Source organism: Rhizobium sp. P1_E1, from assembly GCF_056406015.1.
Window position 1 is genome coordinate 1 of the sequence record NZ_JBFUAY010000054.1, and the last position, 25,820, is coordinate 25,820.

Sequence of the window (25,820 nt, forward strand, 5' to 3'; positions counted from 1 at the left end):
GGATACAGCCCATCGTCAACCGCCTCGTCTGCGGATGCTAGAACTGTCCCGGCCGGCTGTTCGCTTTCGCCGGCGATCTCCTCGAGCGTCTCCTCGACCTCTTCGATTCCCGAGACCGCGTCGATGATATCGGTGAAGCCTGTAGCGGCAACAGGCTCGTCCTGAAGCGCTTCGGCCGGCGGCACGCTTTCTTCCTGTGCGGGCGCATCGACCGGGTCGAGCGCGGGCGCATCGATCCCGTCGAGATGACCGATCGCAGTCTCCACGGCAAAAAGCAGATTGAACGCCGGATCGTCGCTGAGCTTGCCGACGGCGGCCGGAAGATTGCCTCTGCTGGTGGCGACGGGTCGTTTCACCAACCGGTCGGGATGCGCGCCGGCAAGGTTGATCAAGGTCTTTGCCGTCTGCTCGGAGATCCCGAGCGAGGCAAAGCCCGGCGAGGCCGCGATGACCTCGCCATTGGCGCCGATCACCGCCATATGTGTGTCGGGATCATCAAGTCCCTGCAGCATCTGGGCCGCCGATGCGCCGGCCGCGAGTGGCTTTGCCGAGATCGGCACTGAAAACAGGATGGCCTTTTCGCCTTGGGAAAGCCGGATCAGTTCGGCAGCCGCCTGTACCTGCGCACGCTGAAAGCCCTTGGCAACGCGGATCATCAGGCTGCGGCTGTCGCCGATATCGGTCAGCTGGCGCGCGGCGGTTTCCAGCTGGCGGAAGGTGATGTCGGCGCGGTCGACCCCCTGATCGAGTAGGTCATAGACAGCCGAATGGCCGAAAAGCTCGGCACCTGCACCGTTCGCCCAGAGCAGACGGGCAAGATCGGCCGAAAACAGCACCATGGCCTCGCCGCATGAAAAGCGTTCCCGTACCCGTGCATGCACGGCGATATCGATGAACGGATATTGGACTGCGGGCATGTTCGAACCTTGTCGCTGTCGGCCTTCTTAAATTAACGGCTTATTAATAACTGCGGGGCGCATGCCGGTCCAGAAGAGGAGGGGGTTTTCGGCCGGAAAGGTTAACGTCTTGTGCACCGCACAATAATTGTTGCAATGCACAATGAAATGTCTTATATAAGCATCATCCAACAAACGCAGGCAGCGGCTGCCTCAACCCAAAGGATGCGACCCATGGCTACCATAAAGACCGACGACGTTTTTTCAATCGCTTCTTTCGACCCGTCCAAGTTCACGGAATCTTTCCGTGAATTCGCCGAAAAGGGCGCTCAGCAGTCGAAGGATGCCTATGCCAAGCTGAAGACCGCTGGTGAGGAAGCCGGCAAGACGCTCGAAGCCACCGTCCAGACGGCTCAGGCCGGCTCGGTCGAGATCGGCCTGAAGGCGATCGACATCCTGCGCGTCAATTCCGAGAACTCGCTGTCGCACTTCGAAGCGCTGCTCGGCGTCAAGTCGCCTGCCGAATTCTTCGAGCTGCAGACCTCGTTCATCCGCAAGCAGGCCGAACTCACCGTCGAGCAGGCGAAGTCGATCCAGGAAACCACCAAGCAGGTGGCCGAGAAGCTCGCAAAGCCCTCCAAGGACGCCGCCGAAAAGGCCATGGCTTCGTTCAAGGTTGCCTGATCGGTCTTTACCGATCGGAGATAAAAGGCTGGACCTCGCGTCCAGCCTTTTTGTATATTGACGAGGAATGGGGCTTGAATTCGTCGCCAAGTCCTCGTATGTGACCCCCGTCGCGCCAAGCGCGATTTATGCGGTTGTAGCTCAGTTGGTTAGAGCGCAGGTTTGTGGCACCTGAGGTCGGAGGTTCGAGACCCCCCAACCGTACCATCTCCCCCACGGTCAGAATGAAAACCCGGTTCCAGCCCTTACCATGGAACCCATGTCGCACCGGGTCGTTCTCCATGTTAACGGGAGAATACGCATGTCGAAAACCCTCCTCTACGGTGCGACGAAGATCGACGAGACCAACAGCGCTTATGCGCCGGCCGAAAGTCTCGCCCAGTTTCAGTGGAAGAACCGCGTCTTCGTTGTTTTCGCCGACAGGGATAATTCTCGCGCCGCCCGGCAGGAAAATCACCTGCTGGCCGACCGCTCAGCGCTCGATGAGCGTGATCTGGTGGTGCTCAAGATTTCCGGTGCCGGCGTTCGACCACTCTTCGGTGCGGTTGACGGCCTCGACGGCGAAGCGATCCGCCGCGATCTCGAGGCGCCGGAGGTGGGCGAATTCGCCGCTTTCCTTCTCGGCAAGGACGGCACCGTGAAGCTCAGGGCCAGCGAGCCGATTACCGATGGCGAGCTCTTCGCCATCATCGACAGCATGCCGATGCGCGCTGCCGAATCGCTGAAGCCGGACAAATAGCCCCGAACGTCGCGTAAACTGAAATCATCAAAGGGAGGCGGTCATGTCCGTGCCCAACGAACCCATTCCCGATCAGCCGCCGATGCCCGGACCCGGCTGGAAGCCGGTGCCTCCGATCAAGGAACCGGAGCCTGACCGGTTGCCCGACGAGGCACCCGTTCCAAATCCCGACGAGAACGACGAACCGGCAAAACACGCTTTCGAGGCTTAAAGAAAGATGTGCCGTTCGGCGCTGACGAGTTCCTGCAGGAAATCGGCGACGCTCCTGACGCGCATGAGGTCGCGCGCCGTTTCGTGATAGGTCGTCCAGTAGGCGCGCCGGATCGAAACCTCCGGCAGGATGCGCTGGAGTTCCGGATACTGCCGGGCGATATAATCGTGCAGGATGCCAATTCCGGCGCCTGATCGTACCGCCTCCGTCTGTCCGATCGCCGTCGAAATCTCGAAGCTGGCATCCCAGCTCCGCATCACCTCGCCGGAGAAATTCAGCGAGGCGGTGAAAATCAGGTCTTCGACGTAACCGATGCGCGGATGCGCTTTCAGCGCGTCGATATCGCCTGGCGTGCCCCGGGAGGCGAGGTAGTCGCGTGAGGCATAGAGACCGAGCGTGTAGTCGGTGAGCTTGGAGGAGACGAGCCGGCCTTGTTCGGGCCGCTCCAGCGTGATGGCGATGTCCGCCTCGCGCTGCGACAGCGAGAAAGAGCGCGGCACAGGTACGAGCTGGATCTTCAGCTCCGGATGGCGCTCGATCAGTCTGCCCATGCGCGGCGCAAGAAAGGAAACACCGAACCCATCAGGCGCACCGACGCGCACAGTCCCTGCAATTGCCGTATCTGTGTGGCCGAGGCTGGCCTGTGCTGCGAGCATTTCCGTTTCCATCCGCTCTGCGGATGCCAGGAACACTTCGCCTTCGGCCGTCAGCTCGCAGCCATTCGTGCGACGGATGAAAAGCCGCGTCTTCAGCGCCTCTTCCAGCGAAGTCAATCGTCGTGAGAGCGTGGCATGATTGAGCCCCAGCCGCTTCGAGGCGGCAAGGATCTGCCCGGTGCGGGCGACGGCGAGGAAAATCCGAACATCGTCCCAATTCATGGCTTGGCACGCATTGCGATCGGATCGACCTCGATAAGCGTCAGCGATGTCACCATCTGCGCTGTCTGGTTCTTGTACTTAAGGAAATGTGGTGTCCGTAGATGGGCCTCGTATGCTTCTTGGTCGGCGTAGACTTCAAGGATACGGATCCGGTTTGGGTTGTCCCTGATCGAAACAGCGCTCAGGGAAAGGACGCCGTCTTCCAGCGCTAGAGATGCTTCGATTTCTTCCGTGAGCAAGGCGCGATAGGTTTCAAGCGTGTCCGGATCGATCTCCAGCTCCGCCATTCTGACGATGGGTTTCCGGCTCATCGGTTTGACCTCCCTCAGGGTTTGACTTGTCGCCGTTTGACTTGTTGGCGTGCAGTGCCAAGTTTGGAAGCAGCCGCAGCGCCTGATGCGACGATAGGGCTATAATCTACGCACAACGGTTGCTTATATCAGCGCATTGATTTGTGCAAATTGAAGTGCGAATGTCGGTCATCGAAAAACAGGAGGAACACCCCATGCGTGAGATCGGTCATTTCATCGGCGGCAAGCAGGTTGCCGGCACCAGCGGCCGCGTGAGCAATGTCTACAATCCGGCGACAGGCGAAGTGCAGGCGACCGTCGCACTCGCAAGCGTCGAGGAACTGCGCGCCGCCGTCGAAAACGCCAAGGCTGCGCAGCCGAAATGGGCTGCCACCAACCCGCAGCGCCGCGCCCGCGTCTTCTTCAAATTCGTCGAACTCCTGAACAAGCACATGGACGAACTTGCCGAAATCCTCTCCAAGGAGCACGGCAAGACGATCGAGGATGCCAAAGGCGACGTCATTCGCGGCCTCGAAGTCTGCGAATTCGTCTGCGGCATTCCCCATCTCGCCAAGGGCGAGTTCACCGAGGGCGCCGGGCCGGCGATCGACATGTATTCGATCCGCCAACCGGTCGGCATCGGCGCCGGCATCACCCCCTTCAATTTCCCCGGCATGATCCCGATGTGGATGTTTGCGCCGGCGATCGCCTGCGGCAACGCCTTTATCCTGAAGCCCTCCGAGCGTGATCCCTCCCTGCCGATCCGCCTCGCCGAACTGATGATCGAAGCCGGTCTGCCCGCCGGCATCCTCAACGTCGTCAACGGCGACAAGGGTGCGGTCGACGCGATCCTCACCGATCCCGATATCGGCGCCGTCTCCTTCGTCGGCTCGACGCCGATCGCCCGCTACGTCTATGGCACGGCGGCGATGAACGGCAAGCGCGCCCAGTGCTTCGGCGGCGCCAAGAACCACATGATCATCATGCCGGATGCAGACCTGGACCAGGCCGTCAACGCGCTGATGGGCGCAGGCTACGGTTCGGCCGGCGAGCGCTGCATGGCGATCTCGGTTGCCGTCCCAGTCGGCGAGGAGACCGCCAACCGCCTCGTCGAGAAGCTGACGCCGAAGATCGAATCCCTGCGCATCGGCCCCTATACCGACGACAAGGCCGACATGGGCCCGCTGGTCACCAAGGAAGCCTATACCCGTGTTCGCGGCCTGATCGACCGCGGCATCGAAGAAGGTGCCAAACTCGTCGTCGACGGCCGCGATTTCAAGCTCCAGGGTTATGAAGACGGCTATTTCGTCGGCGGCTGCCTGTTCGATCATGTCACGCCCGAGATGGATATCTACAAGACCGAGATCTTCGGACCTGTCCTTTCCGTCGTTCGCGCCGCGAACTACGAGGATGCGCTGTCGCTGCCGATGAAGCACGAATATGGCAACGGTGTCGCCATCTACACCCGTGACGGCGATGCCGCCCGCGATTTTGCATCGCGCATCAATATCGGCATGATCGGCATCAACGTTCCGATCCCGGTTCCGCTCGCCTATCACTCCTTCGGCGGCTGGAAGGCCTCGAGCTTCGGCGACCTCAACCAGCATGGCACGGATTCGATCAAGTTCTGGACGAAGACCAAGACCGTCACTGCCCGCTGGCCCTCGGGCATCAAGAGCGGCGCTGAATTCGTCATGCCGACGATGAAGTGATCGTCACGACATTCCGATCTGAAATCTGCAATTCGGGGGCCATTTGGCTCCCGAATTTTTCCTCATCATGCTGATTGCCGGCGATATCGGTCGGGCGTCGAGGATGTCCTGAGACAAGGGCGCGGTCTGCTCGCCATCTCCTATTCCCCCAGTGCCTAGGTCAAATTGATGCGCAAGGCACGCCCGAGCGCAGGCGGGCCATCCTGGATGACGTCGGGATCCTGGAGCAGGATTGACGTCGCGGCAAATGGCCTCATAAGCTGAATGCGAATTTCATATTTTGGAATTGTTCAAAACTACCAAACCGCCTATATAGGTCTGAACAGACGAGTCAGGAGAATGGCATGCGGTTGACGAAGCAGACGAACTATGCGGTTCGCATGTTGATGTATTGTGCTGCCAATGACGGCCACTTGAGCCGGATTCCGGAAATCGCCAAAGCCTATGGCGTTTCCGAGCTCTTTCTTTTCAAGATCCTTCAGCCGCTGAACAAGGCGGGTCTGGTCGAAACCGTGCGCGGTCGCAATGGCGGCGTGCGCTTGGGCAAGCCGGCCGCCGACATTAGTCTTTTCGACGTCGTTCGGGTGACGGAAGACAGTTTCGCCATGGCCGAATGCTTCGAGGATGACGGTGAGGTCGAATGCCCGCTGGTCGACAGTTGCGGGTTGAATTCGGCGCTGCGCAAGGCGCTCAACGCCTTCTTCGCCGTGCTGTCGGAATATTCCATCGACGACCTCGTCAAGGCGCGTCCGCAGATCAATTTCCTTCTCGGAATTACCGGCGAGCCGGCATATCGCAAACCAGCGATCGTTGCCCCCGCCGCCTGAATTAAAGAGCAGAATATGCTTCTGAACCGCGGTTGCCCCGGCAACCGCGGTTTTTGTTTTTGCGGGCGTCTCATTGGCCTCCGGAATGCTGGGAAATGCCGGTTGCATGTCGCGATGGGCGCGCTTTTATACCAAATGCGACAAAATTCCGGTCTTTTTTGTCTGAATATTTCCAAATGCGGCTGATTTTTGACTGAAAATTTCTAAAATTGTCCAGCTGGAAAATTTTTCTGCGTAGCCCGTTGCTTTCAGTAGATAAATATCGTTCCATCAACCGTCGATCGTGATGCCATTCTACGATCTCCAAACATCAAAAAAGAACAACCGGGAAACAATATTATGAAAAAGATCTCTGTCCTCCTGGCAGCGACGGCCTTGATTTCCGTCATGGCGACGTCGGCCTGGTCCAAGACCCTTGTTTATTGCTCCGAGGGCTCGCCGGAAGGCTTCGACCCTAGCCTCTATACGGCAGGCACGACCTTCGACGCGTCGTCGCGCACGGTCTATAGCCGTCTCGTCGAATTCAAGCATGGCGGCACCGAGATCGAGCCCGGCCTGGCCGACAGCTGGAGCGTTTCGGCCGACGGCAAGGAGTACACCTTCAAGCTGCATCCGGGCGTCAAGTACCAGACCACCGACTTCTTCACGCCGACGCGTGACTTCAATGCCGACGACGTCATCTTCTCGTTCGAGCGCCAGCTCAAGGCTGACAATCCGTGGAACAAGTATGTCGAGGGCGGCTCTTACGAATACGCTGCCGGCATGGGCTTCCCGGAGCTGATCAAGTCGGTCGAGAAGGTCGACGACCTCACCGTCAAGTTCACGCTCAACCATCCCGAAGCGCCGTTCCTCGCCGACCTCGCCATGGACTTCGCCTCGATCGTCTCCAAGGAATATGCCGACAAGCTCGCCGCCGACGGCAAGATGGCGCAGATGAACCAGCAGCCGCTCGGCACTGGCCCGTTCACCTTCGTCGCCTACCAGCCGGATGCCGTTATCCGCTACAAGGCGAACGAAACCTATTTCAAGGGTAAGGAAAAGATCGACGATCTGGTTTTCGCCATCACCTCTGACGCTGCCGTGCGCGCCCAGAAGCTGAAGGCCGGCGAATGCCACCTCATTCCTTATCCGAATGCGGCTGACGTCGCCGAACTCAAGAAGGACGAGAACCTGACCGTGCTTGAGCAGGCCGGCCTGAACGTTTCGTATCTCGCTTACAACACCTTGATTGCTCCATTCGACAAGGCCGAAGTCCGCAAGGCGCTGAACATGGCGATCAACAAGCAGGCGATCGTCGATGCCGTCTTCCAGGGTGCCGCGGCCGTTGCCAAGAACCCGATCCCGCCGACGATGTGGTCCTATAACGATGCCGTCGTAGACGACAAGTACGATCCCGATGCGTCGAAGAAGATGCTGGCAGATGCCGGCGTCAAGGATCTGAAGATGAAGATCTGGGCGATGCCGGTTTCGCGTCCMTACATGTTGAACGCGCGTCGCGCCGCCGAATTGATGCAGGCCGACTTGGCCAAGGTCGGCGTCGATGCGGAAATCGTCACCCATGAATGGGCCGAATATCTGAAGCTCTCGTCCGACAAGAATCGCGACGGTGCCGTCATCCTCGGCTGGACCGGCGACAACGGCGATCCAGACAATTTCATGGATACGTTGCTTGGCTGCGACGCTGTCGGCGGCAACAACCGCGCTCAGTGGTGCAACAAGGAATTCGACGATCTGATGACGAAGGCCAAGCAGACGGCCGACGTCGCCGAGCGCACCAAGGCTTATGAGCAGGCGCAGCTGATCTTCAAGAAGGAAGCTCCCTGGAATACGCTTGACCACTCGTTGGTCTTCGTTCCGATGAGCAAGAAGGTCTCGGGCTTCTTCATGGATCCGCTTGGTATCCACCGTTTCGACGGCGTGGACATTTCCGAATAATAAAAAATCTGTAAACTACCCGGTCAACGCCGGGTGCGGCCGGCGGTCAGGTTCCCCTGACCGCCGGAAACTATTGGAAAACCTGCTATGTTGCGTTTTTTCATCGGCCGCCTCGCGGTGCTGATCCCGACGTTTCTCGGCGTTTCACTCATTGCCTTCTCGTTCATCCGCCTGATTCCCGGTGATCCGGTCATGCTTCTGTCGGGGGAACGTGTCATGGCGCCGGAACGTCACGCCCAGATCATGCACGATCTCGGCTTCGACCGGCCCATATATGTGCAATATTTCGATTATATCGTAAAAGTGTTGCACGGCGATCTCGGCACCTCGATCGTCACCAAGCGGCCCGTTCTCGGTGAGTTCTTCACGTTGTTCCCGGCAACGCTGGAACTTTCGCTCTGTGCCATCATCATCGCGGTCTGTCTTGGCGTGCCCGCCGGCGTCTTTGCAGCCGTCAAGCGAGGCACGTGGTTCGATCAGAGCGTGATGGGTGTTGCCCTCATCGGTTATTCCATGCCGATCTTCTGGTGGGGCTTGCTGCTTATCATCTTCTTCTCCGGCTATCTCGGCTGGACACCGGTTTCCGGCCGCATCTCGCTGATGTATTTCTTCAAGCCGGTTACCGGCTTCATGCTGATCGACAGCCTGCTGTCGGGCCAGAAGGGCGCCTTCGCCTCGGCGGTCAGCTACCTCATTCTGCCGACCATCGTGCTGGCGACCATCCCGCTCGCCGTTATCGCCCGCCAGACACGTTCGGCGATGCTCGAGGTTCTGGGCGAGGATTATGTCCGCACGGCGCGCTCGAAGGGTCTGAAGCCGTTGCGCGTCGTCGGCGTGCACGCGTTGCGCAATGCGATGATCCCCGTCATCACCACGATCGGTCTGCAGATCGGCGTTCTTCTTGCCGGCGCCATCCTCACCGAGACGATTTTCTCCTGGCCGGGTATCGGCAAATGGATGGTCGATTCGGTCTTCAAGCGCGATTACGCCGTGGTCCAGGGCGGTCTTCTGCTGATCGCCGGCGTCATCATGCTGGTCAATCTGATTGTTGATGTTCTCTACGGTTTCATCAATCCGCGCATTCGTCATTAGGAGCGGTCCATGAGCACGGTCACCGTCAAAACCGGCCAGCCATCCGCTCTTGCGGAGTTCTGGCACTATTTCTCCCGCAACAAGGGCGCGGTCATCGGCTTGGTGGTTTTCATCATCATTCTGGTCGTCGCAGTCCTCGCGCCACTCTTTGCGCCACATCAACCGAACGAGCAGAACCGTGCGGTACTACTGGCCGTGCCGTTCTGGATGGAGGGCGGCAGCGCCTCCTTCCCGCTTGGAACGGATGCCGTCGGCCGCGATATCCTTTCGCGCCTGATCTACGGCGCGCGGTTCTCGCTGTTCATCGGCGTCGTCGTCGTCACGTTATCGGTCATTTCAGGCGTCTTGATCGGCCTCGTCGCCGGATTTTTCCGCGGTAAGATCGATACCGCGATCATGCGCCTGATGGATATCATCCTGGCCTTCCCGTCGCTGCTGCTGGCTCTGGTGCTGGTGGCCGTGCTCGGGCCTGGACTGACCAATGCGATGATCGCGATTTCGCTGGTCAACCAGCCGCATTTCGTGCGGCTGACGCGCGCCTCGGTCATTTCAGAGCGTGAGAAGGAATATGTGATTGCCTCGCGTGTCGCTGGTGCCGGCACCTTCCGTTTGATGTTCAAGACGATCCTGCCGAACTGTCTTGGGCCACTGATCGTTCAGGCGACGCTCGCCTTCTCGGCGGCGATTCTCGATGCCGCCGCCCTCGGCTTTCTCGGCATGGGCGCCCAGCCGCCGACACCCGAATGGGGGACGATGCTGGCCGAATCCCGTGAGTTCATCTCGCGTGCCTGGTGGGTGGTGACGTTTCCGGGTCTTGCCATCCTCATCACCGTTCTCGCCATCAACCTGATGGGCGACGGCCTGCGCGACGCGCTCGATCCCAAACTGAAGAGGTCGTGATGCCACTCCTCGAGATTGAAAATCTGACTGTCGAATTTCAGACCTCTTCCGGTCTCTTCCGCGCCGTCGACCGCGTATCGCTTGTCTGCGATAAGGGCGAGATCCTGTCGGTCGTCGGCGAATCCGGCTCGGGCAAATCCGTTGCCATGCTTGCCCTGATGGGGCTTTTGCCCTGGACGGCGAAGATCACCGCCGACCGGATGCAGTTCGACGGCAAGGATCTGCGCGGCATCTCCGCCCGCCAGCGCCGCAGGATCGTCGGCAAGGATATGGCGATGATCTTCCAGGAGCCGATGTCCAGCCTGAACCCGTGTTTCACGGTCGGCTTCCAACTCGGCGAGACCCTGCGCTTCCATATGGGCCTCAACCGCACGGAGCGCCGCCAACGTTCGATCGAACTGCTGAACCTCGTCGGCATTCCGGCGCCGGAAGAGCGCCTGTCGAACTTCCCGCATCAGATGTCCGGCGGCATGAGCCAGCGCGTGATGATCGCCATGGCGCTCGCCTGCAATCCGAAGCTGCTCATCGCCGACGAGCCGACGACCGCGCTGGACGTGACGATCCAGGCACAGATCCTCGATCTGCTCGTTCGCCTGCAGAAGGAGCAGGGCATGGCGCTGGTGCTGATCACCCACGACATGGGCGTCGTTGCCGAAACCGCCGAACGTGTGCAGGTGCAATATGCCGGACAGAAGGTCGAAGAACAGCCGGTGAGGGCGCTGTTCCGCGATCCGCATCATCCCTATACCGCAGCCCTGCTCGCCGCTCTGCCGGAACGCGCCAAAGTCGGCCAGCGTCTTCCCTCGATCGCCGGTGTCGTTCCCGGCCAGCATGGTCGCCCGACGGGCTGTCTCTTTGCGCCGCGCTGTGGCTTCGCCACGGTCGAATGCGAGCGCGGCGTTGTCCGCCAGGGGCCGGAGCTCGGACTGGCGCTCTGCAACTATCCTTTGAAGGGCGGCAAGCCGCTCGGGCATCCCGGCATCATGGCCGTTGAAACTGCAGGAGACCTCGTATGACGGACGCCGTTCTCGAGGGCAGGGATCTCGCCCGCTTTTACACCGTCAACCGCGGCCTCTTCAAAGCCGATGCCACCGTCAAGGCGCTGAACGGCGTCAGCTTCAGCCTGCATTCCGGCAAGACGCTCGCCGTCGTCGGCGAATCCGGTTGCGGCAAGTCAACGCTCGCCCGCCTGGTCACCATGATCGAGGATCCGACATCAGGGCAGTTGCTGATCGACGGCAAGCCGGCCCATGTCGGTGACCGCAGCCTGCGCAGCCAGGTGCAGATCGTCTTCCAGAACCCCTACGGCTCGCTCAACCCGCGCCAGAAGGTCGGTTCGATCCTCGAAGAGCCGCTGAAGATCAACACCGATCTCAACGCCGCCGCCCGCCGCCGCAAGGTGGAGGAGATGATGGCGCGCGTCGGCCTGCGTTCGGAGCATTATGGCCGCTATCCCCATATGTTCTCAGGTGGCCAGCGTCAGCGCATCGCCATTGCCCGCGCCCTGATGCTGCGGCCGAAGGTGCTGGTGCTCGACGAACCGGTCTCGGCGCTCGATCTGTCGATCCAGGCGCAGGTGCTGAACCTCTTGATGGACCTGCAGAAAGAGATGGGGCTTGCCTATCTCTTCATCTCGCACGGCCTGTCCGTCGTCCATCATATCGCCGACGAGGTGATGGTAATGTATCTCGGCCGTCCCGTGGAAACCGGTCCCGCCGCCGAGGTCTTCGCCAGGCCGCGCCATCCCTATACGGCAGCCTTGCTGTCGGCGACGCCGATCGCCGATCCCGATCGCGAAAAGACCCGCATTCGCCTGCAGGGCGAACTGCCTTCGCCGTTGAAGCCGCCGTCGGGTTGCCACTTCAATCCGCGCTGCTGGAAGGCGCAGGACCATTGCCGCCAGGTTTCTCCCGAATTAACTGGGGAAGGCACACATCAATATGCCTGTCATTTCCCGCTCGATTGAGCGGGAAGACAAGCCCGAGGAGCAAACATGCCGGATGAGCAGATGAACAGACCCCATGCGATCATCGTCATGGGGGTCAGCGGCTGCGGCAAATCCTCCGTCGGCGAGAAACTCGCCGAAGCCCTGCACCTGGTCTTCGTCGAAGGTGATGCGCTTCATCCGGCCGCCAATGTCGAAAAGATGTCGAAGGGCATTCCGCTGAACGATGAGGACCGAATGCCCTGGCTCGACCGGATCGGCGAAGACATGAAGGCCTCGCTGGAGAAAAGCGAGGGCATCATCGTCTCCTGCTCGGCGCTGAAGCGCATCTATCGCGACAGGCTGCGGGCTGCTGCCGGTGGCAATTTGTTCTTCGTCTATCTCGAAGGTTCCAGGGCGCTGCTGATGAAGCGTATGGGCGAGCGCAAGGGACATTTCATGCCGGTCTCGCTGCTCGACAGCCAGTTGGCGACGCTTGAGGTGCCCACAGGCGAGCCGGGCGTCGTCACTGTCGATATCGACGACACGATCGAAGGCATCGCGGCAACGGCGCTCGAAGGCCTCGCCGCGCTCGGCGTTACGGGTTGAAACGCTGCGGCGAATAGGCCGCGATATCGATGAACGGCGTCTCGCCGGTGATGAGTTCGGCAAGCGCGCGGCCGGTCACCGGCCCGAGTGTCAGCCCGTGATGGGCATGGCCGAAGGCAAACCACAGGCCCTGATGGCGCGGCGCCTTGCCGATAACAGGCATCATGTCTGGCGTGCAGGGGCGCGCGCCCATCCAGGGTTCGAGATCGAGCCTGCCTCCGAGCGGGAAGATCGTGCGCGCCACGGCTTCGGCGCGGTCGAGCTGAACCGGCGTCTTCGGCGCGTCGTGCGTTGCAAACTCCGCCCCTGTCGTCAGGCGGATGCCGCGGTTCATCGGCGCAAGAAGGTAGCCGCGTTCGGCATCCAATGTCCAGTTGTTGAGCACGGCACTGCCCTCGGCGGCATAGTGCATGTGATAGCCGCGCTTGACGCCGAGCGGGAAGGAATAGCCAAGCCGGCGCGTTGCAACGGCCGCCCAGGGGCCGAGCGCCATCACCGCATCCTCGGCTTCGAGCGGACCTTCCCTCGTCATGATCTTCCAGCCGGAGCCGAACGGACCGAGCGAGGCGGCGTCACCCGTGACGAACCGGCCACCGAGGCTTTCGAAATAGCAGCGATAGGCCGATGTCAGTGCATGCGGGTCGAGCACCGACCAGGGATCGCGCCAGCGGATGCCGCCGGCGAAATCGCCGGTCATATGAGGTTCCATGCGGGCGATGTCGGCCGAAGTCAGGCTGTCATACTCCACGCCGAATTCATTCTGCCAAAGTGCTGCCTCTGCGAAAGCCCCGTCGCGCTTGGCTTCAGTGCGGAAAATCTTTATCCAGCCGTCCTTGCGGATCAGCGTTTCGGCCTGCGACGCCTCGATCAGATCCTTGTGTTCGACAACCGAATTTTCGATCAGCGGCGCATAGGCCCGGGTGATGATGGCGTGGCGGCGCGCATTGGAATTCCGCCAGTAGCGGGCGAGAAAGGCGATCTGGCTCGGCAGTGCGCGCAGGTGATAATGCGCGTCGATGCGGTTGTTCAGCGCGTAACGCAGCAAAAGCCCGAGCTGCTGGGGAAAGCCGTAAGGCGCGACACCTTCGCGCTGGATCAGGCCGGCATTGCCGAAGGAGGTTTCGTTGCCCGGATCCTTGCGGTCGATCAGCGTCACCTGCCGGCCGCGCCGCTGAAGATGGATGGCGGTGGAAACCCCGACGATGCCGGCGCCGAGCACGATTGCGTTCTTCGTCATTTCCGCTTGCATTCCGCTTTGTTTATCGGGGTGAAAATGCCCGTGCCGATACCGCGACGCAAACGGAAAATCGCATTCATTTCAAAATCATTGCGCTTTTCAGTGCGGCATTTTCAGCCTTCACGCGGACATGGAGGATAAGCGCGTTGAGAAGGGAAAAGACGATCGCGTAAAGCGGTAGGCCGAAGGCGAGCGGAAGGACGGCGATCTCGCCGACGACGATCGCATAGTTCGGATGGCGGAGGAAGCGATAGGGCCCGGAGCTGACGAGCGGCGCGCCGGGCAGGATGATGATGCGCGTCGTCCAGCGGCCTTTCAGCGTCGCCAGCACCCAGAGCCGCAGCGCCTGCAGCCCCATGAACACGAGAAACCAGAAGAGCGCGACCGGCCTGCCCGGTGCAAGCAGCCAAAGGCCGATGATCCAGCCTGCATGCAGCGCCACCATGGTGGGATAATGCTCGGGTGCCACCTCTCTGGCGCCTCTGGCAAGAAGCGCCGCCGTGTTGCGCCGGGCGAGCACGAGTTCCGCCAGCCGCTGCAGCGTCACGAATGCCAGAAGCGCGATCGACGGCCACATCATGCCGCCCTCCGCAGCGTCACGCAGCTGGCCGAAAAGCCAGGCCCCATGGCGATCATCGCGGAGCGCGCCGGCAACCCGGCGCGGATTGCCCGCTCCAGCACGAAGAGGATGGTCGGCGAGGACATGTTCCCATATTCGGCAAGCACGGCGCGCTCGTGATCGAGCGTCCCCGGCGTCATCGAAAGCGCGCTCTCCATCGCGGCCAGCACCTTCATGCCGCCGGGATGGCAGATGAAGCGGTCGATATCCTCCACCCTCAGCCCGTTGCGGGCCAGAATGGCCGTTACCGCTGGGCCGAGCTGCTTTTCGGCAAACGGCGGCAGCGATTGCGCCAGCACGATACCGAAGCCGCCGTCATCGATCTTCCAGCCCATGATATCGAGCGTGTCGGGAAAAAGATGCTCGCCGGTCGATTCCACCTCCGCCAGCCCGTTTTCGCCTGATCGCAGCACGCAGGCGGCAGCGCCGTCGCCGAAAAGCGCCGTTGCGATGATGTTCGGCCGCGTCAGTTCGTCCAGCCGGAAGGCGAGCGTGCAAAGCTCGATCGAGACGAAAAGCACAACAGTGCCCGGCCGGCTCCGCGCCAGCCGCGAGGCGATCGCAAAGCCCGACACGCCGGCGGCACAGCCGAGCCCGAAGACCGGCACGCGTTCGATATCGGGTCTGAAACCCATCCGGCCGGCAAGCTGCGCATCGAGGCTCGGTGTCGTAAAACCAGTGGAGGAGACGGTCACGACACAGTCGACATCGCCGGCCTCAAGCCCTGCCTGGCGAAGGGCCGAGCTGGCAGCCTCGACGAAAAGCCCGCCTGCCACCTCTGCAAAGGCCTGCATCCGGTCTTGCCAGCCGTGTGGCTCGTCGAACCAGGCAAGCGGCCGCGCCGCATGGCGCTTGTCGATGCCTGCGCTATCGAAGACGCGGGCAAGATGGCGGAAATCCTCGAAGCGGTCGGCAAACAGCCGGGCCGAGGCTTCGACCGCCTGTTTTTGGAAAATGACATGTTCGGGTGTGGCAATGGCGAGGCTGACGAGTTTGACGGTGTCGGTCACAGAATTCTCCTTGTCCCTCCGGCGGAACGAAGGAAAACACGCAGACGCCCAAATTATTCAGCTCTGAAGCTTCACGAAAGGGTGAAGAAAGAAATGCAAGCAGCAGCCGAATAAAGCTGGATGCAGCGGTGTTCTCTCGTCGCAACGTCACTTTCGAGGAGTTTCCCCATGACGATCATGACAGCCCGCATCGCTTCCATCATTCTCGGCGGCTGCCTTGCCGCTTCTGTTGTCTCCGGTCCGGTTTTTGCGGTCGGCGATGATAGCAGCACGACGCCGGTCTGCAAGAAGGGCGAGATCTACGACCAGAAGACCAAGAAATGCGTCAAGCAGCAGAGCGCCAACGTCTCCGACGAGAACCGCGCCGACTATGCCTATTCGCTGGCCAAGGCCGGCCGTTATGAAGAGGCGCTTGCCGTGCTCGACACGGTCAAGGATCAGAACACCGCCGAAGTGCTGAATTATCGCGGTTATGCCACCCGCAAGCTCGGCCGCACCGACGAGGGCATCTCCTATTATCTGCAGTCGGTGAAGATGGACCCGCAATACGCCAAGGTCCGCGAATATCTCGGTGAAGCCTATGTCATCAAGGGTCAGCTCGATCTCGCCAAGGACCAACTGAAGTCAATCAAGGCGATCTGCGGCACCGGCTGCGAGGAATATCAGGATCTGAACGCTGCCATCCTCGATCCCTCGAAGATCTGATCAGCAGGCCACGGGGCGGGAAAATGGAAGCACGAAAGGGATGTAAGAATGTCGGTCGCGCGCACCCATTTTCCTGCCTATAGTCGCGCGAGAATGGAATCGCCGGTTCACCCGGCGGTTTCGAAGAATGCAGGATCGGCGGAGGCGGCCATCGCGAGCGAAGCGGATATCAGGAGCGGCCTGACGGAAAATCTGGCAAGGCTCTGGCGTTATGGTCTCGTTCTCTCGCATCAGCGCGATGTCGCCGACGACCTGGTCCAGGCGACCTGCCTTCGCGCACTCGAGCGCGCCGATCAGTTCATTCCTGGCACCCGGCTCGACCGCTGGCTGTTTTCGATCCTGCATTCGATCTGGCTGAACGAGATCCGTTCCCGCCGGGTGCGCCAGGGTCAGGGTTTCGTCGATGCCGGGGAGACGCTGACCTTCGATGGTGCGCACGACACCGAAACGCATGTGATGGCGGGTCAGGTGCTGAAACAGGTGAATGCGCTGCCTGAGGCGCAGAGGACGGTGGTTTTCCTCGCCTATGTGGAAGGGCTTTCCTATCGCGAGGTTGCAGGCATATTGGATATCCCGATCGGAACCGTGATGAGCCGGCTGGCGGCTGCCCGCGCCAAGCTCTCCGGCGCGCCGGACCGGAAGGGGGACGGCAATGAATAGGAAATACACCATTCCCTCCGACGAGGACCTGACCGCCTTCATCGACGGCGAACTGACGCCCGAAGAGGCTGCGCGCATTGAAGCCATTATGAACGAAGACGAGAGCGTCGCTGAACGGCTGGAATTTTTGGCGCGCGCCAGCCTACCGTTCGAGCAAGCCTTCGCCCCGCTGCTCGCCGAAGCCCCGCGCGCGAAGCTGCAGACGATGCTCGCTGCCATCCCGGTGCAGCCGGGCGCAAGATCCGACCCCATGCCCGCTTTCGCCAGCCGTCGCCGCTTCCTCGGCGCGCTCGCCGCCTCGCTGGTCGCCGGCATCGCGATCGACCGCGCCGTCATCGGCATGGGAGCACGCTTTTCGGCAAAGGACGAAAACAGCGAATGGCGCAGCGTGGTCGCCGATTATATCTCGCTCTATACCCCGGAGACCCTGGCCGGCCCCGCGCCCGTCAGGGAGGTCCAGGCCGCCCAGCTCAGGCCCCTCGACGAAAAACTCGGCCTGTCGCTCTCCCCCGAAGCCGTCTCGCTCCCGGGCATCGATTTCAAACGCGCACTGATGCTGCAATATGACGGCAAACCGCTCGCCCAGATCGCCTATCTCGACCCCGAAACCGGCCCCATGGCGCTCTGCATCGTCAAATCAGATGCGGGCAGCAAGGCGCCGGACCTCGAAAGCCGCAAGGGCCTGAACGTGATCTACTGGTCGAACGAGACGCACGCCTTCATGCTGATCGGCCGCATTCCGGCCGACCGCATGAAGGAATTGGGAGAGGACGTCAGGAGGAGGCTTTCAGCCTGACCTCTATATTCTGCCGAATCGCAGCTATCTAGAGCATTTCCGTTTCTCTCCGAGTCACGGAAATGCTCTATCTTTTTGTTTTTGCGCAATTCCGGACGCAAAACCGCTGCGCACTTTTGCGGGAATTGCTCTAATCCACCAGACCACGCAAATATTGGCCGTAATCGCCTTTGCCCGCTTTGGCGGCAATCTGGGCGAAGTGCTCGTTCGTGATGAAGCCTTTCGCCAGCGCAATTTCCTCCGGGCAAGCGATTTTGAAGCCCTGGCGTTTTTCAAGCGTGCGGACGAACTCGCCGGCCTCAAGCAGACTTTCGGGCGTGCCTGTATCGAGCCAGGCATATCCCCGGCCCATCATCGAGACCCGCAGCTTCCCTCGCTCCAGATATGTCTTGTTGACATCGGTGATCTCGTATTCGCCGCGCGGCGATGGCTTTAGATTGGCTGCGATATCAACGACGTCGGCATCGTAAAAATAAAGGCCGGTGACAGCCCAGTGCGATTTCGGCTTCGCCGGCTTTTCTTCAATCGAAATTGCAGTCATATCGCTGCCGAATTCGACGACGCCGTAACGTTCGGGATCGTGCACGTGATAGGCAAATACCGTCGCACCGTCATCCTTGGACACACCCTCTTCGAGGAGTTCCGGAAGGCCGTGGCCGAAGTAGATATTGTCTCCGAGGATAAGACAGGAGGGTCCGCCCGCCACAAAGTCTGCGCCGATAATATAGGCTTGGGCCAGGCCATCGGGGCTCGGCTGGACAGCATAGCTCAGAGACATGCCCCAGTCGCTACCATCACCCAGCAACCGCTGGAAAAGCGGCATATCGTGCGGGGTGGAGATGATCAGAACCTCCCGTATGCCGGCCAGCATCAAGGTGGTCAGCGGGTAGTAGATCATCGGCTTGTCATAGATCGGAAGCAACTGCTTCGAGACCGAATGAGTCATCGGGTGCAGGCGAGTACCGCTGCCCCCCGCAAGCACAATACCTTTCATACGGCCTCCTTCGGCTCTTCCAAGAGCTTTGTCACAGCAGCTCGCGTTGATACCTGCCACTCCGGCATGCTGACCCCATAAAGGCGCTTCAACTTATCGCAGCACAATCGGGAATTGGCGGGCCGTTTCGCGGCTGTGGGGTAGTCGGCGGTGGCAATGTCCTTGACGGTGACGCGCCTACCGGTCTTTTCCTCGAGAATGGACAATATATATCGAGCAAACTCGGCCCAGTTCGTTTCGCCGCTGCCGGCCAAATGAAAAACACCCCGCAAGTCCGGGCTGGAATCCTTTGATAGCCTGGCCGCTATTTTGACGATAGCCTCGGCGATGTCGTTGGCGGAGGTCGGGCAACCCAGTTGATCGCTGACAACGCTCAACTCTTCCCGCGTCTCCGCAAGCCTGAGCATGGTTTTCACAAAGTTGTGGCCAAACGTTGAATAGACCCAGGCCGTCCGCAGGATGGCATGGTTTTCATTCGCTGCGGCGACCGCATATTCGCCCTCGAGCTTCGATCTGCCATAGACGGATACCGGTCCGACCGGGTCGCTCTCGACATAGCTTTCGGGCTTGTCTCCATCGAAAACATAATCGGTCGAGAGATGGATGATAGGAAGGGACAGCTCGGCAGCTGCTGCAGCGACTGCTCTTGCGCCGTCTCGATTGATGGCGAAAGCTGACGCCTCGTCGCTTTCGGCTTTGTCAACGGCGGTGTAGGCGGCCGACGAGACGACGACGTCAGGTTTGATTTTCGCAATGATTTCACGCACCGTCGAAGGCTGGAGCAAATCCAGTTCAGGCCTGCCTATGGCGATGACCTCGATACCTCCCGCGTCCAGCGCTTGCAACGCAGATGTGACCTGGCCGCTCTTGCCTGTTACTACGATGCGCATCTCACACCTTTTTCAACACGCCAAGCCGTTCACCGGAATACACACGCTCACGCAGCGGCTGCCACCACCAAGCATTTTCCAGATACCACTCAACGGTCTTGCGAATACCGCTGTCGAAATTCTCCAGTGCTTTCCAGCCGAGTTCGGTCTCGAGCTTGGTGGCGTCGATAGCGTAGCGAGCATCGTGGCCCGGCCGATCGGTAACGTAGCTTATAAGATCGCTATGCGGTGCGTGTCCTGGCCGGACTTCATCCATGATCGCGCACACGCGCTCGACAACTTCGATGTTTCGCCGCTCGTTGCGCCCGCCGACATTGTATTTTTCGCCGGGACGGCCTCGTTGCACGATCAGCCAGAGCGCTCGTGCGTGGTCGTCGACATAGAGCCAATCGCGAATGTTGGAACCGCTTCCGTAGACGGGCAACGGCTTCCTTTCCAGCGCGTTCAATATGATGAGAGGAATAAGCTTTTCCGGGAAATGGAAAGGACCGTAATTGTTCGAACAGTTGGAAATGATCACGGGCAGGCCGTAAGTCCTCTCCCACGCCGTCGCGAGGTGATCGCTGGCCGCCTTGGACGCGGAGTAGGGAGAGGACGGATCGTAAGGCGTCGTTTCGGCAAACACCCCGTCTTCGCCGAGGGAACCATAGACTTCGTCGGTAGACACGTGCAGCATCCTGAATGCCGCCTTTTCGTCCGCCGGAAGCCCTTGCCAATATTGCCGCGCGGCCTCCAACATGCTGAAGGTGCCGTTTATATTCGTTTCGATAAAATCCGCCGCGCCGGTGATCGACCGGTCGACGTGGCTTTCCGCCGCCAGATGCATGACGTAATCGGGACGAAACTCCTCGAAAGCGCTGCTGACAGCGCTTCTGTCGCAAATGTCGGCTTTGAGAAACCTGTAGTTGGCAGCATTCTCGATCGCTTTCAGCGAGGCAAGATTGCCGGCATAGGTCAGCTTGTCGATATTGAGGACGTCGGCGCCGATCTCGCTGACGAGATAGCGCACCAATGCCGAACCGATGAAGCCAGCGCCACCTGTTACAAGAACACGCATGAGGCCCTCCGTTTTACGAAAATTGAAAATATGCGGGGAGTTCGGAAAGCAGCGGCTGCTTATTGTCCTTATCGGAAAGAACGTAGGCATCCATCTGCGGCCACTCGATCCCGATCTCGGCGTCGTTCCACCGCACGCCACGGTCATGCTCCGCGCTGTAGGGAGCTGTGACTTTGTAGCTTATGATCGTATCAGGCTGCAAAGTTACGAACCCATGCGCAAATCCGGCTGGCACCCAAAGTTGTGAGCCATTCTCCGGGGACAGTTCTGCGGAGACCCACTTCCCATATGTCGGAGAGCCATGTCTGATATCGACAGCCACATCCAGGAGGGCGCCACGGAGACAGCGCACAAGTTTGCCTTGCGCAAAGGGAGACAACTGAAAATGTAATCCCCGGACGGTTCCCGGCTGTGCTGAAAGGGACTCATTATCCTGCACGAAAGAGACGTCGGCCACGTTGCTGCGGAACCAGGAATCCTTGAAGACTTCGCTAAAATAGCCCCTCGAGTCACCGAACCTGGCGGGAGTGATCTTTTTAACGTCCCCGATCTCCAGTTGTTCTAAATTCAACGCATACATCCTTGCATTAGGCTTGATCGCTGGATTGTGACAGCGGCCAACGCCGGCAATATAGCCAATTGTGCTGCTGAGCACATACCTTGGCGAGGCCTGGACGGCAAGATGAGAATCCAGTTCTGCCGCCGGATGTGTGGAACGCCGGAGCAGACGATTCAAGCTGCGGCAATGGATTGGCTTCTAGCGTTAAATTGCGGATCCATGCCGGTCAAAAAGCCCTCATGCGCAGTTATGTCGAGCATCTGGTCTCTCACGACGGGCTGACTTCAATCGGGACGCATGGGAGGCCCAGGTGCCGGCCCGCCTCTATCCGAGATCGCAGGTGCTTTGGAGTGGCATAACGGCTGCAGCCAAAGAGAATTCACGCCCGACATCCTTTGAATTTCAGTTGGCGCTTGGCAGAGATGACGATCATGCTTTATGGCGCACGCTGACATAGGCATTTGCCGCATGGGGTTGCGATAGGTGTGATGAAACAACGGATCGACAAATCGCCAGGTGCCCGTTGTACGAACTCGATCGGAGGGGTGGCGCTTGCTGTTCAATTCTAAAGGGTACGGGATCCTTTTGGCTATCACATCGCGGCCCGGGCCAATTGCCAGTGAGCGCGCTGCTGCCGCTTCCCGTTGAAAATTCGGAGATGTTCAATTGATCGAGATTCTTTGCGCGACCTATAATGGGATGCGCCATCTTCGGGAGCAGATTGCATCCATTGAGGCGCAGACGCTCACCGACTGGCATGTCACGTTCTTCGACGACGGTTCAACGGATGGTACCGTCGAAATGCTCGAAGCTCTGGTCGTAAAGGATGCGCGCTTCAGCTTGATACGAAATCCCGTCAATCTCGGCTTTTGCGGTAACTTCCTCAACAACCTTTCGAAGCTCAAAAGCGCTGATGCTTATGCGTTCAGCGACCAGGATGACATTTGGTATCAGGACAAACTCGAACGTGCGTTTGACTGGCTCTCGCGGATCGACCCTGGCACACCGGCAGTTTATTTCGCTCGGACTGAAATTGTCGACGAACAACTCAATCATGCAGGAATGTCGCCGGATTTCAAACTCGAACCAAGTTTTCGTAACGCCTTGGTCCAGAGCATCGGCGGAGGCAACACCATGATGTTCAATCAGGCGGCGAGGGATCTTGTGGTCAGCACCTTGCCGAAAACACGTCTCATTTCCCACGACTGGTGGTTCTATATTGTCGTGGCGGGCTGCGGCGGGGTGGTCAGATACGATTCGGAACCGGTGTTGAAATACCGCCAGCACGCCGCCAACCTGGTCGGCGCCAATAACAGCATCTCAATGCAAGTCGCCAGATTGTGGATGGCCTTCCGGGGACAGTGGCGTGCGTGGAACACTGTCCACGAGCTCGCAATCGTGACTTTCGAGGATCGCCTTATTCCCGAAAATCGTGCCGCGTTCCATGCCTTTCAGCGGGCTCGCCATGGCGGCTGGCCCTTTGAGAGATTGTCCGTGCTCAAGCGAACCGGGATAAAGCGCCAAAGCGCACTCCAGACCAAATTTCTTCCCATCCTCGCTCTACTGAACAGGTTGTAGGCGTTGCGCTTCCTATCGGCGGTTTCGAAGGAAGCGAGGCACCCTCGGGAAAAAGGCTAGCCTTTGTCTCGGAAGGCGGCTAAACGCAATGTCGCCTTCGGGACATAAGTCGCGGATGATATCGAGGAGTTGTTTACTTCTGAGTGGAGCCGTCAAGAGAGCAATCATGAATCGCTATAACCTGTCGGATCAAAAGGCTACGTCGTGGCTCAATCGGGCCGAGATCTGCGTTTCCTTTATTCTGAGAGATCTTCAAATTCGGGAAGTGGAGCGCGTCATTGTCGCCGATCCTTGTTTCGCGCCTTCTAATCCATATGCGGTTTACGCTGGCCGGAAATAGGTGCAATTCTTGATGTCCGCAGTTCTCACCCCATTTCTGGTTCCGCCTTCCATTCGTCTCCAAAAGAAGGTCAATTATGGTGACGGCTTCATCTTGCGTGCGATTGAGAGGCAGGTTGGCAGGTTTTCTCAGTCGGCGATGTTTTCTCCCAGAGCGCCCCTCGACGATGAGGATTTTGCGCGGTTGCAGTCGCATCGCTATGTGATCCTCGCCGGAGCTAACCAGCTCAAGGATGACTTCGCGCCGATCGCCAAAATGAAGGCAAGCACGCTGCGCAAGTCAAATTTGGTATTCATACCCTTCGGTATCGGTCTGCACGGAGAAGCGGGTTTCAACGAAGGGTTCACAGACAACGCTAGTGAGATCTTGTCGATCATCCACGAACGAATTGAATACTCAAGTTGGCGCTGTCCGTTGACGAAGGGGCTTCTGGACACGGCGTTGCCGGCATTGCGTGAACAGACACTGATGACCTGCTGCCCTGTTGTCATGGACCGCCCTCTATTGGAGGGCTCTAAGTTCGAGCGCAACCTGTCAACCATCGCGGTAACGATTACAGATCGCGGTGACTTCTGGGATAGAGAAATTCCGGTTTTAAAAGAGGTGGCCGAGTTATTTCCGGACAAGAGGCGGGTTTTGGTGTTCCATCAGAATTTCGATCCTCCGTCTGTCTTTGAGCCGTTGGCCGACCGGTTCGGGATGCGTTTGGGCAGCCAAAAGGCGAAGACGCCTCGCCACCTGCGCCAACTCGCTCGACAGCTTGGGTACGAGATCCTCCTTGCCGACGATGTTGACAGGCTCCTGGCATTTTACGGGCAAGTGGACTTGCATGTAGGTAGTCGTCTCCATGCGCATCTTCATATGCTGAGTCAGAACAAATGGAGTTTTCTCGTCAAGGTCGACGAACGCTCCCCCGGAATTGCGAGTGCTCTCGGTTTCGAACTCATCGAACCCGGGCAACTCCGCCATCACCTCGATGCGGATCTGGAGACGATCAGGACCTCGGCTCAGGCGTGCCATTTGGTGATGCAGCGTTTCGTAAATGCGATTCCTGGCCGCCCGTAAGCGGATCGAACAGGCATCGCTGTGACGTCAGCTAAAGCAACACCAATAAAGTGCGAAGCAGTCTTCCCAGGGATGGCGCAAAAGCAAAGCTCAGGGCGGTTCTGCACTTCCGTGAAAGCTGAGCCGCTCTTGAGAGATCTAGCTCCGAACGACAGGCATAAAGCCCGTGCTGCCTCGATCGGCACAAATAAGGACGACGAGGTAGGCGAAGATCGGATCCAGAGCCTTCTGGTTGAACATGATGCCAAAGCTGCCGGTTATGACGTAGCTGCTGASGAGCAGAAGAGCGAGCGCAATGGCGAGATCCCGRCCCGGTCCGGGTTCTTTTCTCCACGCGCCTATCACGGGCGTCAGGAGCATCAGCGAAAGCGCCGCAATRCCGAAAACGCGGCGTCGATTCCCGCGGTCARAAAACCGTTGTGGACATGCGAGAAGGGCAGCTGYGGCCTTATRYTATCGGGMAGYTCYGCCARAACYGAAGYCATCCGGTTTTGCGGGCCATAACCAGTCAAGGGGTCCTTRCGGATTGCTGATAGTGCACCTTTGTACAAAGCGAACCGCGCACTGAGCGACGTGATCTCGCCGTCACTGCGTTCGAGCGTTGTCAGATCTCCYTGGAGCGCYTCRATGCGATCGAGGATCTGGCCGCTRCCCAGRGYGAYAAGTCCSGCTAACAGCAAGGAGCCGGTAATGGCGAGGCTGCGCAARCTCARATGGAAGCTGTGTTTGCGAAAATACCAGARAAAGATGACGATATGGACGGGAATGACCAGCCAGGCCGARCGCGTTCCSGAAAGCAGMACGCAGCCTAGRCCGGCGGCATATCCCAATATCGCAATTCTTTGCTCCACGCTTCTCGGAGATTGAACGTTGAGAAGCGCAATGCCGCCGAAAAGAACGCCTATGACGCCCAGCAGTGCAGCGTTCGACGTTCCAGCCTCTGCCCTCTCCATCAGAAACATGATCTGCAGGAGACTGAAGACAAAGGTGACGATCATGCCGATGCCTGCGGCGAGGATAAAGAGCGGCAAGAGACGGCCATCGGGAGATTGGCGCATTCGCGGCAACATCAGCCAGACCGAAAAGAAAGGCAGGAGCCGGAATATCCAGTCCAGTTCTTCGGAGTAAGGGGGATTGATGAATATGCTGGCGATCATCACCAGCGGGTAGATCGACATGCCAATGGCAACCAGCCGGTCGGATCTCGACAGGTTCAAGGCGAGGCGGCCCGTGGCCAGACAGTAGAGGCCCCATACCATCGACGCGAGGAGGATGAAGGAGTTAAAGTTCGGCGAAAGCCCCGGAAGGATTGCAAAGGCAAAGACCGCAATGCGGTTATTTCGATCGAGCGCACTTCCGGCCTCAATCCCGGGATGAAGCACTGCTATCGTGAGTTGTCTGAAGTAATTCACCTTGCCGGCCCTGACCGTGTCGATGCTGTCTCGCTAAGGATCGTGAAGACGGCTGTCAAGCCGCCACGGGGGCGCAATCCATGGCTTTATTCAACGTGGTATTCAGGCAACAGTCCGTTCTGGACAGACGTGGTTCTATTCGATGATCGGCGGCAAATGGATACGGCAGGAAGGCCGCCTTCAACGGAAAACACGTTTGAA

24 protein-coding genes, 1 tRNA gene and 3 pseudogenes are annotated in these 25,820 nt (G+C 59.3%); 17 read left to right on the plus strand and 11 right to left on the minus strand.

The genetic code is table 11. The features are described from left to right. Window positions 1-917: pseudogene (locus AC1D1Z_RS18900) on the minus strand (PAS domain-containing sensor histidine kinase); the annotation flags it as partial. A 213-nt stretch (window positions 918-1,130) separates the two neighbouring features. Here AC1D1Z_RS18900 and AC1D1Z_RS18905 point away from each other — a divergent pair. The 4 genes from AC1D1Z_RS18905 to AC1D1Z_RS18920 all read left to right on the plus strand — a co-directional run bounded on the left by AC1D1Z_RS18905 (window position 1,131) and on the right by AC1D1Z_RS18920 (window position 2,530). Further along, window positions 1,131-1,580, plus strand: coding sequence for a phasin (locus tag AC1D1Z_RS18905; RefSeq protein WP_018244864.1), 450 nt, complete (start codon window positions 1,131-1,133; stop codon window positions 1,578-1,580). A gap of 130 nt (window positions 1,581-1,710) precedes the next feature. Next, window positions 1,711-1,787: transfer RNA gene (locus AC1D1Z_RS18910), tRNA-His, on the plus strand. A gap of 94 nt (window positions 1,788-1,881) precedes the next feature. Further along, the gene (locus tag AC1D1Z_RS18915) at window positions 1,882-2,319 is read left to right on the plus strand and encodes a DUF4174 domain-containing protein (protein WP_477851562.1); all 438 of its coding nucleotides are present in this window, start codon (window positions 1,882-1,884) and stop codon (window positions 2,317-2,319) included. A gap of 43 nt (window positions 2,320-2,362) precedes the next feature. Continuing rightward, complete coding sequence (locus AC1D1Z_RS18920) at window positions 2,363-2,530, plus strand: hypothetical protein (RefSeq protein WP_164903171.1); 168 nt, start codon at window positions 2,363-2,365, stop codon at window positions 2,528-2,530. Here the strand turns inward: AC1D1Z_RS18920 and AC1D1Z_RS18925 are convergent. Together AC1D1Z_RS18925 and AC1D1Z_RS18930 are read right to left on the minus strand one after the other, a co-directional pair. After that, window positions 2,527-3,408, minus strand: a complete 882-nt coding sequence (locus tag AC1D1Z_RS18925; RefSeq protein ID WP_131704701.1) for a LysR family transcriptional regulator — start codon at window positions 3,406-3,408, stop codon at window positions 2,527-2,529. The two genes, AC1D1Z_RS18920 and AC1D1Z_RS18925, sit on opposite strands and share 4 nt — an antisense overlap. Next, window positions 3,405-3,719: a putative quinol monooxygenase gene (locus AC1D1Z_RS18930; RefSeq protein WP_477851564.1), complete on the minus strand. Its 315-nt coding sequence runs from the start codon at window positions 3,717-3,719 to the stop codon at window positions 3,405-3,407. The genes AC1D1Z_RS18925 and AC1D1Z_RS18930 overlap by 4 nt, the downstream gene beginning before the upstream one ends. Window positions 3,720-3,913: 194 nt before the next feature. Between AC1D1Z_RS18930 and AC1D1Z_RS18935 the strand changes: the two genes are divergently transcribed. The 8 genes from AC1D1Z_RS18935 to AC1D1Z_RS18970 all read left to right on the plus strand — a co-directional run bounded on the left by AC1D1Z_RS18935 (window position 3,914) and on the right by AC1D1Z_RS18970 (window position 12,697). Further along, window positions 3,914-5,410, plus strand: coding sequence for a CoA-acylating methylmalonate-semialdehyde dehydrogenase (locus AC1D1Z_RS18935; protein ID WP_018445771.1), 1,497 nt, complete (start codon window positions 3,914-3,916; stop codon window positions 5,408-5,410). 344 nt (window positions 5,411-5,754) lie between these two features. After that, window positions 5,755-6,237, plus strand: coding sequence for an iron-responsive transcriptional regulator RirA (rirA, locus tag AC1D1Z_RS18940; protein WP_018244873.1), 483 nt, complete (start codon window positions 5,755-5,757; stop codon window positions 6,235-6,237). 339 nt (window positions 6,238-6,576) lie between these two features. After that, window positions 6,577-8,172, plus strand: coding sequence for an ABC transporter substrate-binding protein (locus AC1D1Z_RS18945; protein ID WP_018244874.1), 1,596 nt, complete (start codon window positions 6,577-6,579; stop codon window positions 8,170-8,172). A gap of 87 nt (window positions 8,173-8,259) precedes the next feature. After that, window positions 8,260-9,264: an ABC transporter permease subunit gene (locus tag AC1D1Z_RS18950; protein ID WP_018244875.1), complete on the plus strand. Its 1,005-nt coding sequence runs from the start codon at window positions 8,260-8,262 to the stop codon at window positions 9,262-9,264. A gap of 9 nt (window positions 9,265-9,273) precedes the next feature. Beyond that, a complete protein-coding gene (locus AC1D1Z_RS18955) occupies window positions 9,274-10,164 on the plus strand; it encodes an ABC transporter permease subunit (RefSeq protein ID WP_028734733.1) in 891 nt (296 codons plus the stop codon). Continuing rightward, window positions 10,164-11,180 carry an ABC transporter ATP-binding protein gene (locus tag AC1D1Z_RS18960; protein ID WP_477851568.1) on the plus strand — a complete coding sequence of 339 codons (1,017 nt, stop codon included), beginning with the start codon at window positions 10,164-10,166 and terminating at the stop codon, window positions 11,178-11,180. Before AC1D1Z_RS18955 ends, AC1D1Z_RS18960 begins: the two co-directional genes overlap by 1 nt. Beyond that, window positions 11,177-12,130: a peptide ABC transporter ATP-binding protein gene (locus AC1D1Z_RS18965; RefSeq protein ID WP_018445768.1), complete on the plus strand. Its 954-nt coding sequence runs from the start codon at window positions 11,177-11,179 to the stop codon at window positions 12,128-12,130. Before AC1D1Z_RS18960 ends, AC1D1Z_RS18965 begins: the two co-directional genes overlap by 4 nt. A gap of 27 nt (window positions 12,131-12,157) precedes the next feature. Then, complete coding sequence (locus AC1D1Z_RS18970; RefSeq protein WP_130715662.1) at window positions 12,158-12,697, plus strand: gluconokinase; 540 nt, start codon at window positions 12,158-12,160, stop codon at window positions 12,695-12,697. On the opposite strand, the gene AC1D1Z_RS18975 is transcribed toward AC1D1Z_RS18970, so the two are convergent. From AC1D1Z_RS18975 to AC1D1Z_RS18985, 3 genes are all read right to left on the minus strand, one after another. After that, window positions 12,687-13,934 carry an NAD(P)/FAD-dependent oxidoreductase gene (locus tag AC1D1Z_RS18975; protein WP_477851571.1) on the minus strand — a complete coding sequence of 416 codons (1,248 nt, stop codon included), beginning with the start codon at window positions 13,932-13,934 and terminating at the stop codon, window positions 12,687-12,689. The two genes, AC1D1Z_RS18970 and AC1D1Z_RS18975, sit on opposite strands and share 11 nt — an antisense overlap. Before the next feature lie 76 nt (window positions 13,935-14,010). Continuing rightward, window positions 14,011-14,514, minus strand: coding sequence for an isoprenylcysteine carboxyl methyltransferase family protein (locus AC1D1Z_RS18980; RefSeq protein ID WP_130656865.1), 504 nt, complete (start codon window positions 14,512-14,514; stop codon window positions 14,011-14,013). Then, window positions 14,511-15,563: a 3-oxoacyl-[acyl-carrier-protein] synthase III C-terminal domain-containing protein gene (locus AC1D1Z_RS18985; RefSeq protein WP_168324855.1), complete on the minus strand. Its 1,053-nt coding sequence runs from the start codon at window positions 15,561-15,563 to the stop codon at window positions 14,511-14,513. Before AC1D1Z_RS18985 ends, AC1D1Z_RS18980 begins: the two co-directional genes overlap by 4 nt. Before the next feature lie 168 nt (window positions 15,564-15,731). Between AC1D1Z_RS18985 and AC1D1Z_RS18990 the strand changes: the two genes are divergently transcribed. The 3 genes and pseudogenes from AC1D1Z_RS18990 (at window position 15,732) to AC1D1Z_RS19000 (ending at window position 17,724) form a co-directional block, all read left to right on the plus strand. Next, window positions 15,732-16,268, plus strand: coding sequence for a tetratricopeptide repeat protein (locus AC1D1Z_RS18990; RefSeq protein ID WP_131703036.1), 537 nt, complete (start codon window positions 15,732-15,734; stop codon window positions 16,266-16,268). Window positions 16,269-16,316: 48 nt separating this feature from the next. Then, a pseudogene (locus AC1D1Z_RS18995) lies at window positions 16,317-16,924 on the plus strand (RNA polymerase sigma factor). Continuing rightward, window positions 16,921-17,724: an anti-sigma factor family protein gene (locus tag AC1D1Z_RS19000; RefSeq protein ID WP_131703034.1), complete on the plus strand. Its 804-nt coding sequence runs from the start codon at window positions 16,921-16,923 to the stop codon at window positions 17,722-17,724. Before AC1D1Z_RS18995 ends, AC1D1Z_RS19000 begins: the two are co-directional and overlap by 4 nt. A gap of 130 nt (window positions 17,725-17,854) precedes the next feature. Here AC1D1Z_RS19000 and rfbA read toward each other — a convergent pair whose 3' ends face one another. Genes rfbA through rfbC form a run of 4 tightly spaced genes read right to left on the minus strand, consistent with a single transcriptional unit; the run spans window position 17,855 to window position 21,245 of the window. After that, on the minus strand, window positions 17,855-18,718 hold the full coding sequence (gene rfbA / locus AC1D1Z_RS19005; protein WP_477851573.1) for a glucose-1-phosphate thymidylyltransferase RfbA: 864 nt from the start codon (window positions 18,716-18,718) through the stop codon (window positions 17,855-17,857). Continuing rightward, a complete protein-coding gene (rfbD, locus tag AC1D1Z_RS19010; RefSeq protein ID WP_130813337.1) occupies window positions 18,715-19,608 on the minus strand; it encodes a dTDP-4-dehydrorhamnose reductase in 894 nt (297 codons plus the stop codon). Before rfbD ends, rfbA begins: the two co-directional genes overlap by 4 nt. A 1-nt stretch (window position 19,609) precedes the next feature. Then, window positions 19,610-20,665 (minus strand): dTDP-glucose 4,6-dehydratase, encoded by a 1,056-nt coding sequence (rfbB, locus tag AC1D1Z_RS19015; RefSeq protein ID WP_477851574.1) that lies wholly within the window; start codon window positions 20,663-20,665, stop codon window positions 19,610-19,612. A gap of 13 nt (window positions 20,666-20,678) precedes the next feature. Then, the gene (gene rfbC, locus AC1D1Z_RS19020) at window positions 20,679-21,245 is read right to left on the minus strand and encodes a dTDP-4-dehydrorhamnose 3,5-epimerase (RefSeq protein ID WP_128401382.1); all 567 of its coding nucleotides are present in this window, start codon (window positions 21,243-21,245) and stop codon (window positions 20,679-20,681) included. A 645-nt stretch (window positions 21,246-21,890) separates the two neighbouring features. On the opposite strand from rfbC, the gene AC1D1Z_RS19025 reads away from it, so the two are divergent. After that, the gene (locus AC1D1Z_RS19025) at window positions 21,891-22,802 is read left to right on the plus strand and encodes a glycosyltransferase family 2 protein (RefSeq protein ID WP_130813339.1); all 912 of its coding nucleotides are present in this window, start codon (window positions 21,891-21,893) and stop codon (window positions 22,800-22,802) included. Between the two features lie 352 nt (window positions 22,803-23,154). Further along, on the plus strand, window positions 23,155-24,207 hold the full coding sequence (locus AC1D1Z_RS19030; protein ID WP_130813340.1) for a polysaccharide pyruvyl transferase family protein: 1,053 nt from the start codon (window positions 23,155-23,157) through the stop codon (window positions 24,205-24,207). Window positions 24,208-24,345: 138 nt separating this feature from the next. Here the strand turns inward: AC1D1Z_RS19030 and AC1D1Z_RS19035 are convergent. Next, a pseudogene (locus tag AC1D1Z_RS19035) lies at window positions 24,346-25,619 on the minus strand (O-antigen ligase family protein). Window positions 25,620-25,820: the final 201 nt, after the last annotated feature.

Coding starts and splice junctions, on each gene's coding strand:
- AC1D1Z_RS18980 (WP_130656865.1), bottom strand. CDS start 14,514: ATGATGTGGCCGTCGATCGCGCTTCTGGCATTCGTGACGCTGCAGCGG.
- AC1D1Z_RS18990 (WP_131703036.1), top strand. CDS start 15,732: ATGACGATCATGACAGCCCGCATCGCTTCCATCATTCTCGGCGGCTGC.
- AC1D1Z_RS18915 (WP_477851562.1), top strand. CDS start 1,882: ATGTCGAAAACCCTCCTCTACGGTGCGACGAAGATCGACGAGACCAAC.
- AC1D1Z_RS18975 (WP_477851571.1), bottom strand. CDS start 13,934: ATGACGAAGAACGCAATCGTGCTCGGCGCCGGCATCGTCGGGGTTTCC.
- AC1D1Z_RS18950 (WP_018244875.1), top strand. CDS start 8,260: ATGTTGCGTTTTTTCATCGGCCGCCTCGCGGTGCTGATCCCGACGTTT.
- AC1D1Z_RS19000 (WP_131703034.1), top strand. CDS start 16,921: ATGAATAGGAAATACACCATTCCCTCCGACGAGGACCTGACCGCCTTC.
- AC1D1Z_RS18920 (WP_164903171.1), top strand. CDS start 2,363: ATGTCCGTGCCCAACGAACCCATTCCCGATCAGCCGCCGATGCCCGGA.
- AC1D1Z_RS18925 (WP_131704701.1), bottom strand. CDS start 3,408: ATGAATTGGGACGATGTTCGGATTTTCCTCGCCGTCGCCCGCACCGGG.
- AC1D1Z_RS19030 (WP_130813340.1), top strand. CDS start 23,155: ATGTCCGCAGTTCTCACCCCATTTCTGGTTCCGCCTTCCATTCGTCTC.
- AC1D1Z_RS18930 (WP_477851564.1), bottom strand. CDS start 3,719: ATGAGCCGGAAACCCATCGTCAGAATGGCGGAGCTGGAGATCGATCCG.
- AC1D1Z_RS18955 (WP_028734733.1), top strand. CDS start 9,274: ATGAGCACGGTCACCGTCAAAACCGGCCAGCCATCCGCTCTTGCGGAG.
- AC1D1Z_RS18960 (WP_477851568.1), top strand. CDS start 10,164: ATGCCACTCCTCGAGATTGAAAATCTGACTGTCGAATTTCAGACCTCT.
- rfbC (WP_128401382.1), bottom strand. CDS start 21,245: ATGTATGCGTTGAATTTAGAACAACTGGAGATCGGGGACGTTAAAAAG.
- AC1D1Z_RS18970 (WP_130715662.1), top strand. CDS start 12,158: ATGCCGGATGAGCAGATGAACAGACCCCATGCGATCATCGTCATGGGG.
- AC1D1Z_RS18935 (WP_018445771.1), top strand. CDS start 3,914: ATGCGTGAGATCGGTCATTTCATCGGCGGCAAGCAGGTTGCCGGCACC.
- rirA (WP_018244873.1), top strand. CDS start 5,755: ATGCGGTTGACGAAGCAGACGAACTATGCGGTTCGCATGTTGATGTAT.
- rfbD (WP_130813337.1), bottom strand. CDS start 19,608: ATGCGCATCGTAGTAACAGGCAAGAGCGGCCAGGTCACATCTGCGTTG.
- AC1D1Z_RS18965 (WP_018445768.1), top strand. CDS start 11,177: ATGACGGACGCCGTTCTCGAGGGCAGGGATCTCGCCCGCTTTTACACC.
- rfbA (WP_477851573.1), bottom strand. CDS start 18,718: ATGAAAGGTATTGTGCTTGCGGGGGGCAGCGGTACTCGCCTGCACCCG.
- rfbB (WP_477851574.1), bottom strand. CDS start 20,665: ATGCGTGTTCTTGTAACAGGTGGCGCTGGCTTCATCGGTTCGGCATTG.
- AC1D1Z_RS18905 (WP_018244864.1), top strand. CDS start 1,131: ATGGCTACCATAAAGACCGACGACGTTTTTTCAATCGCTTCTTTCGAC.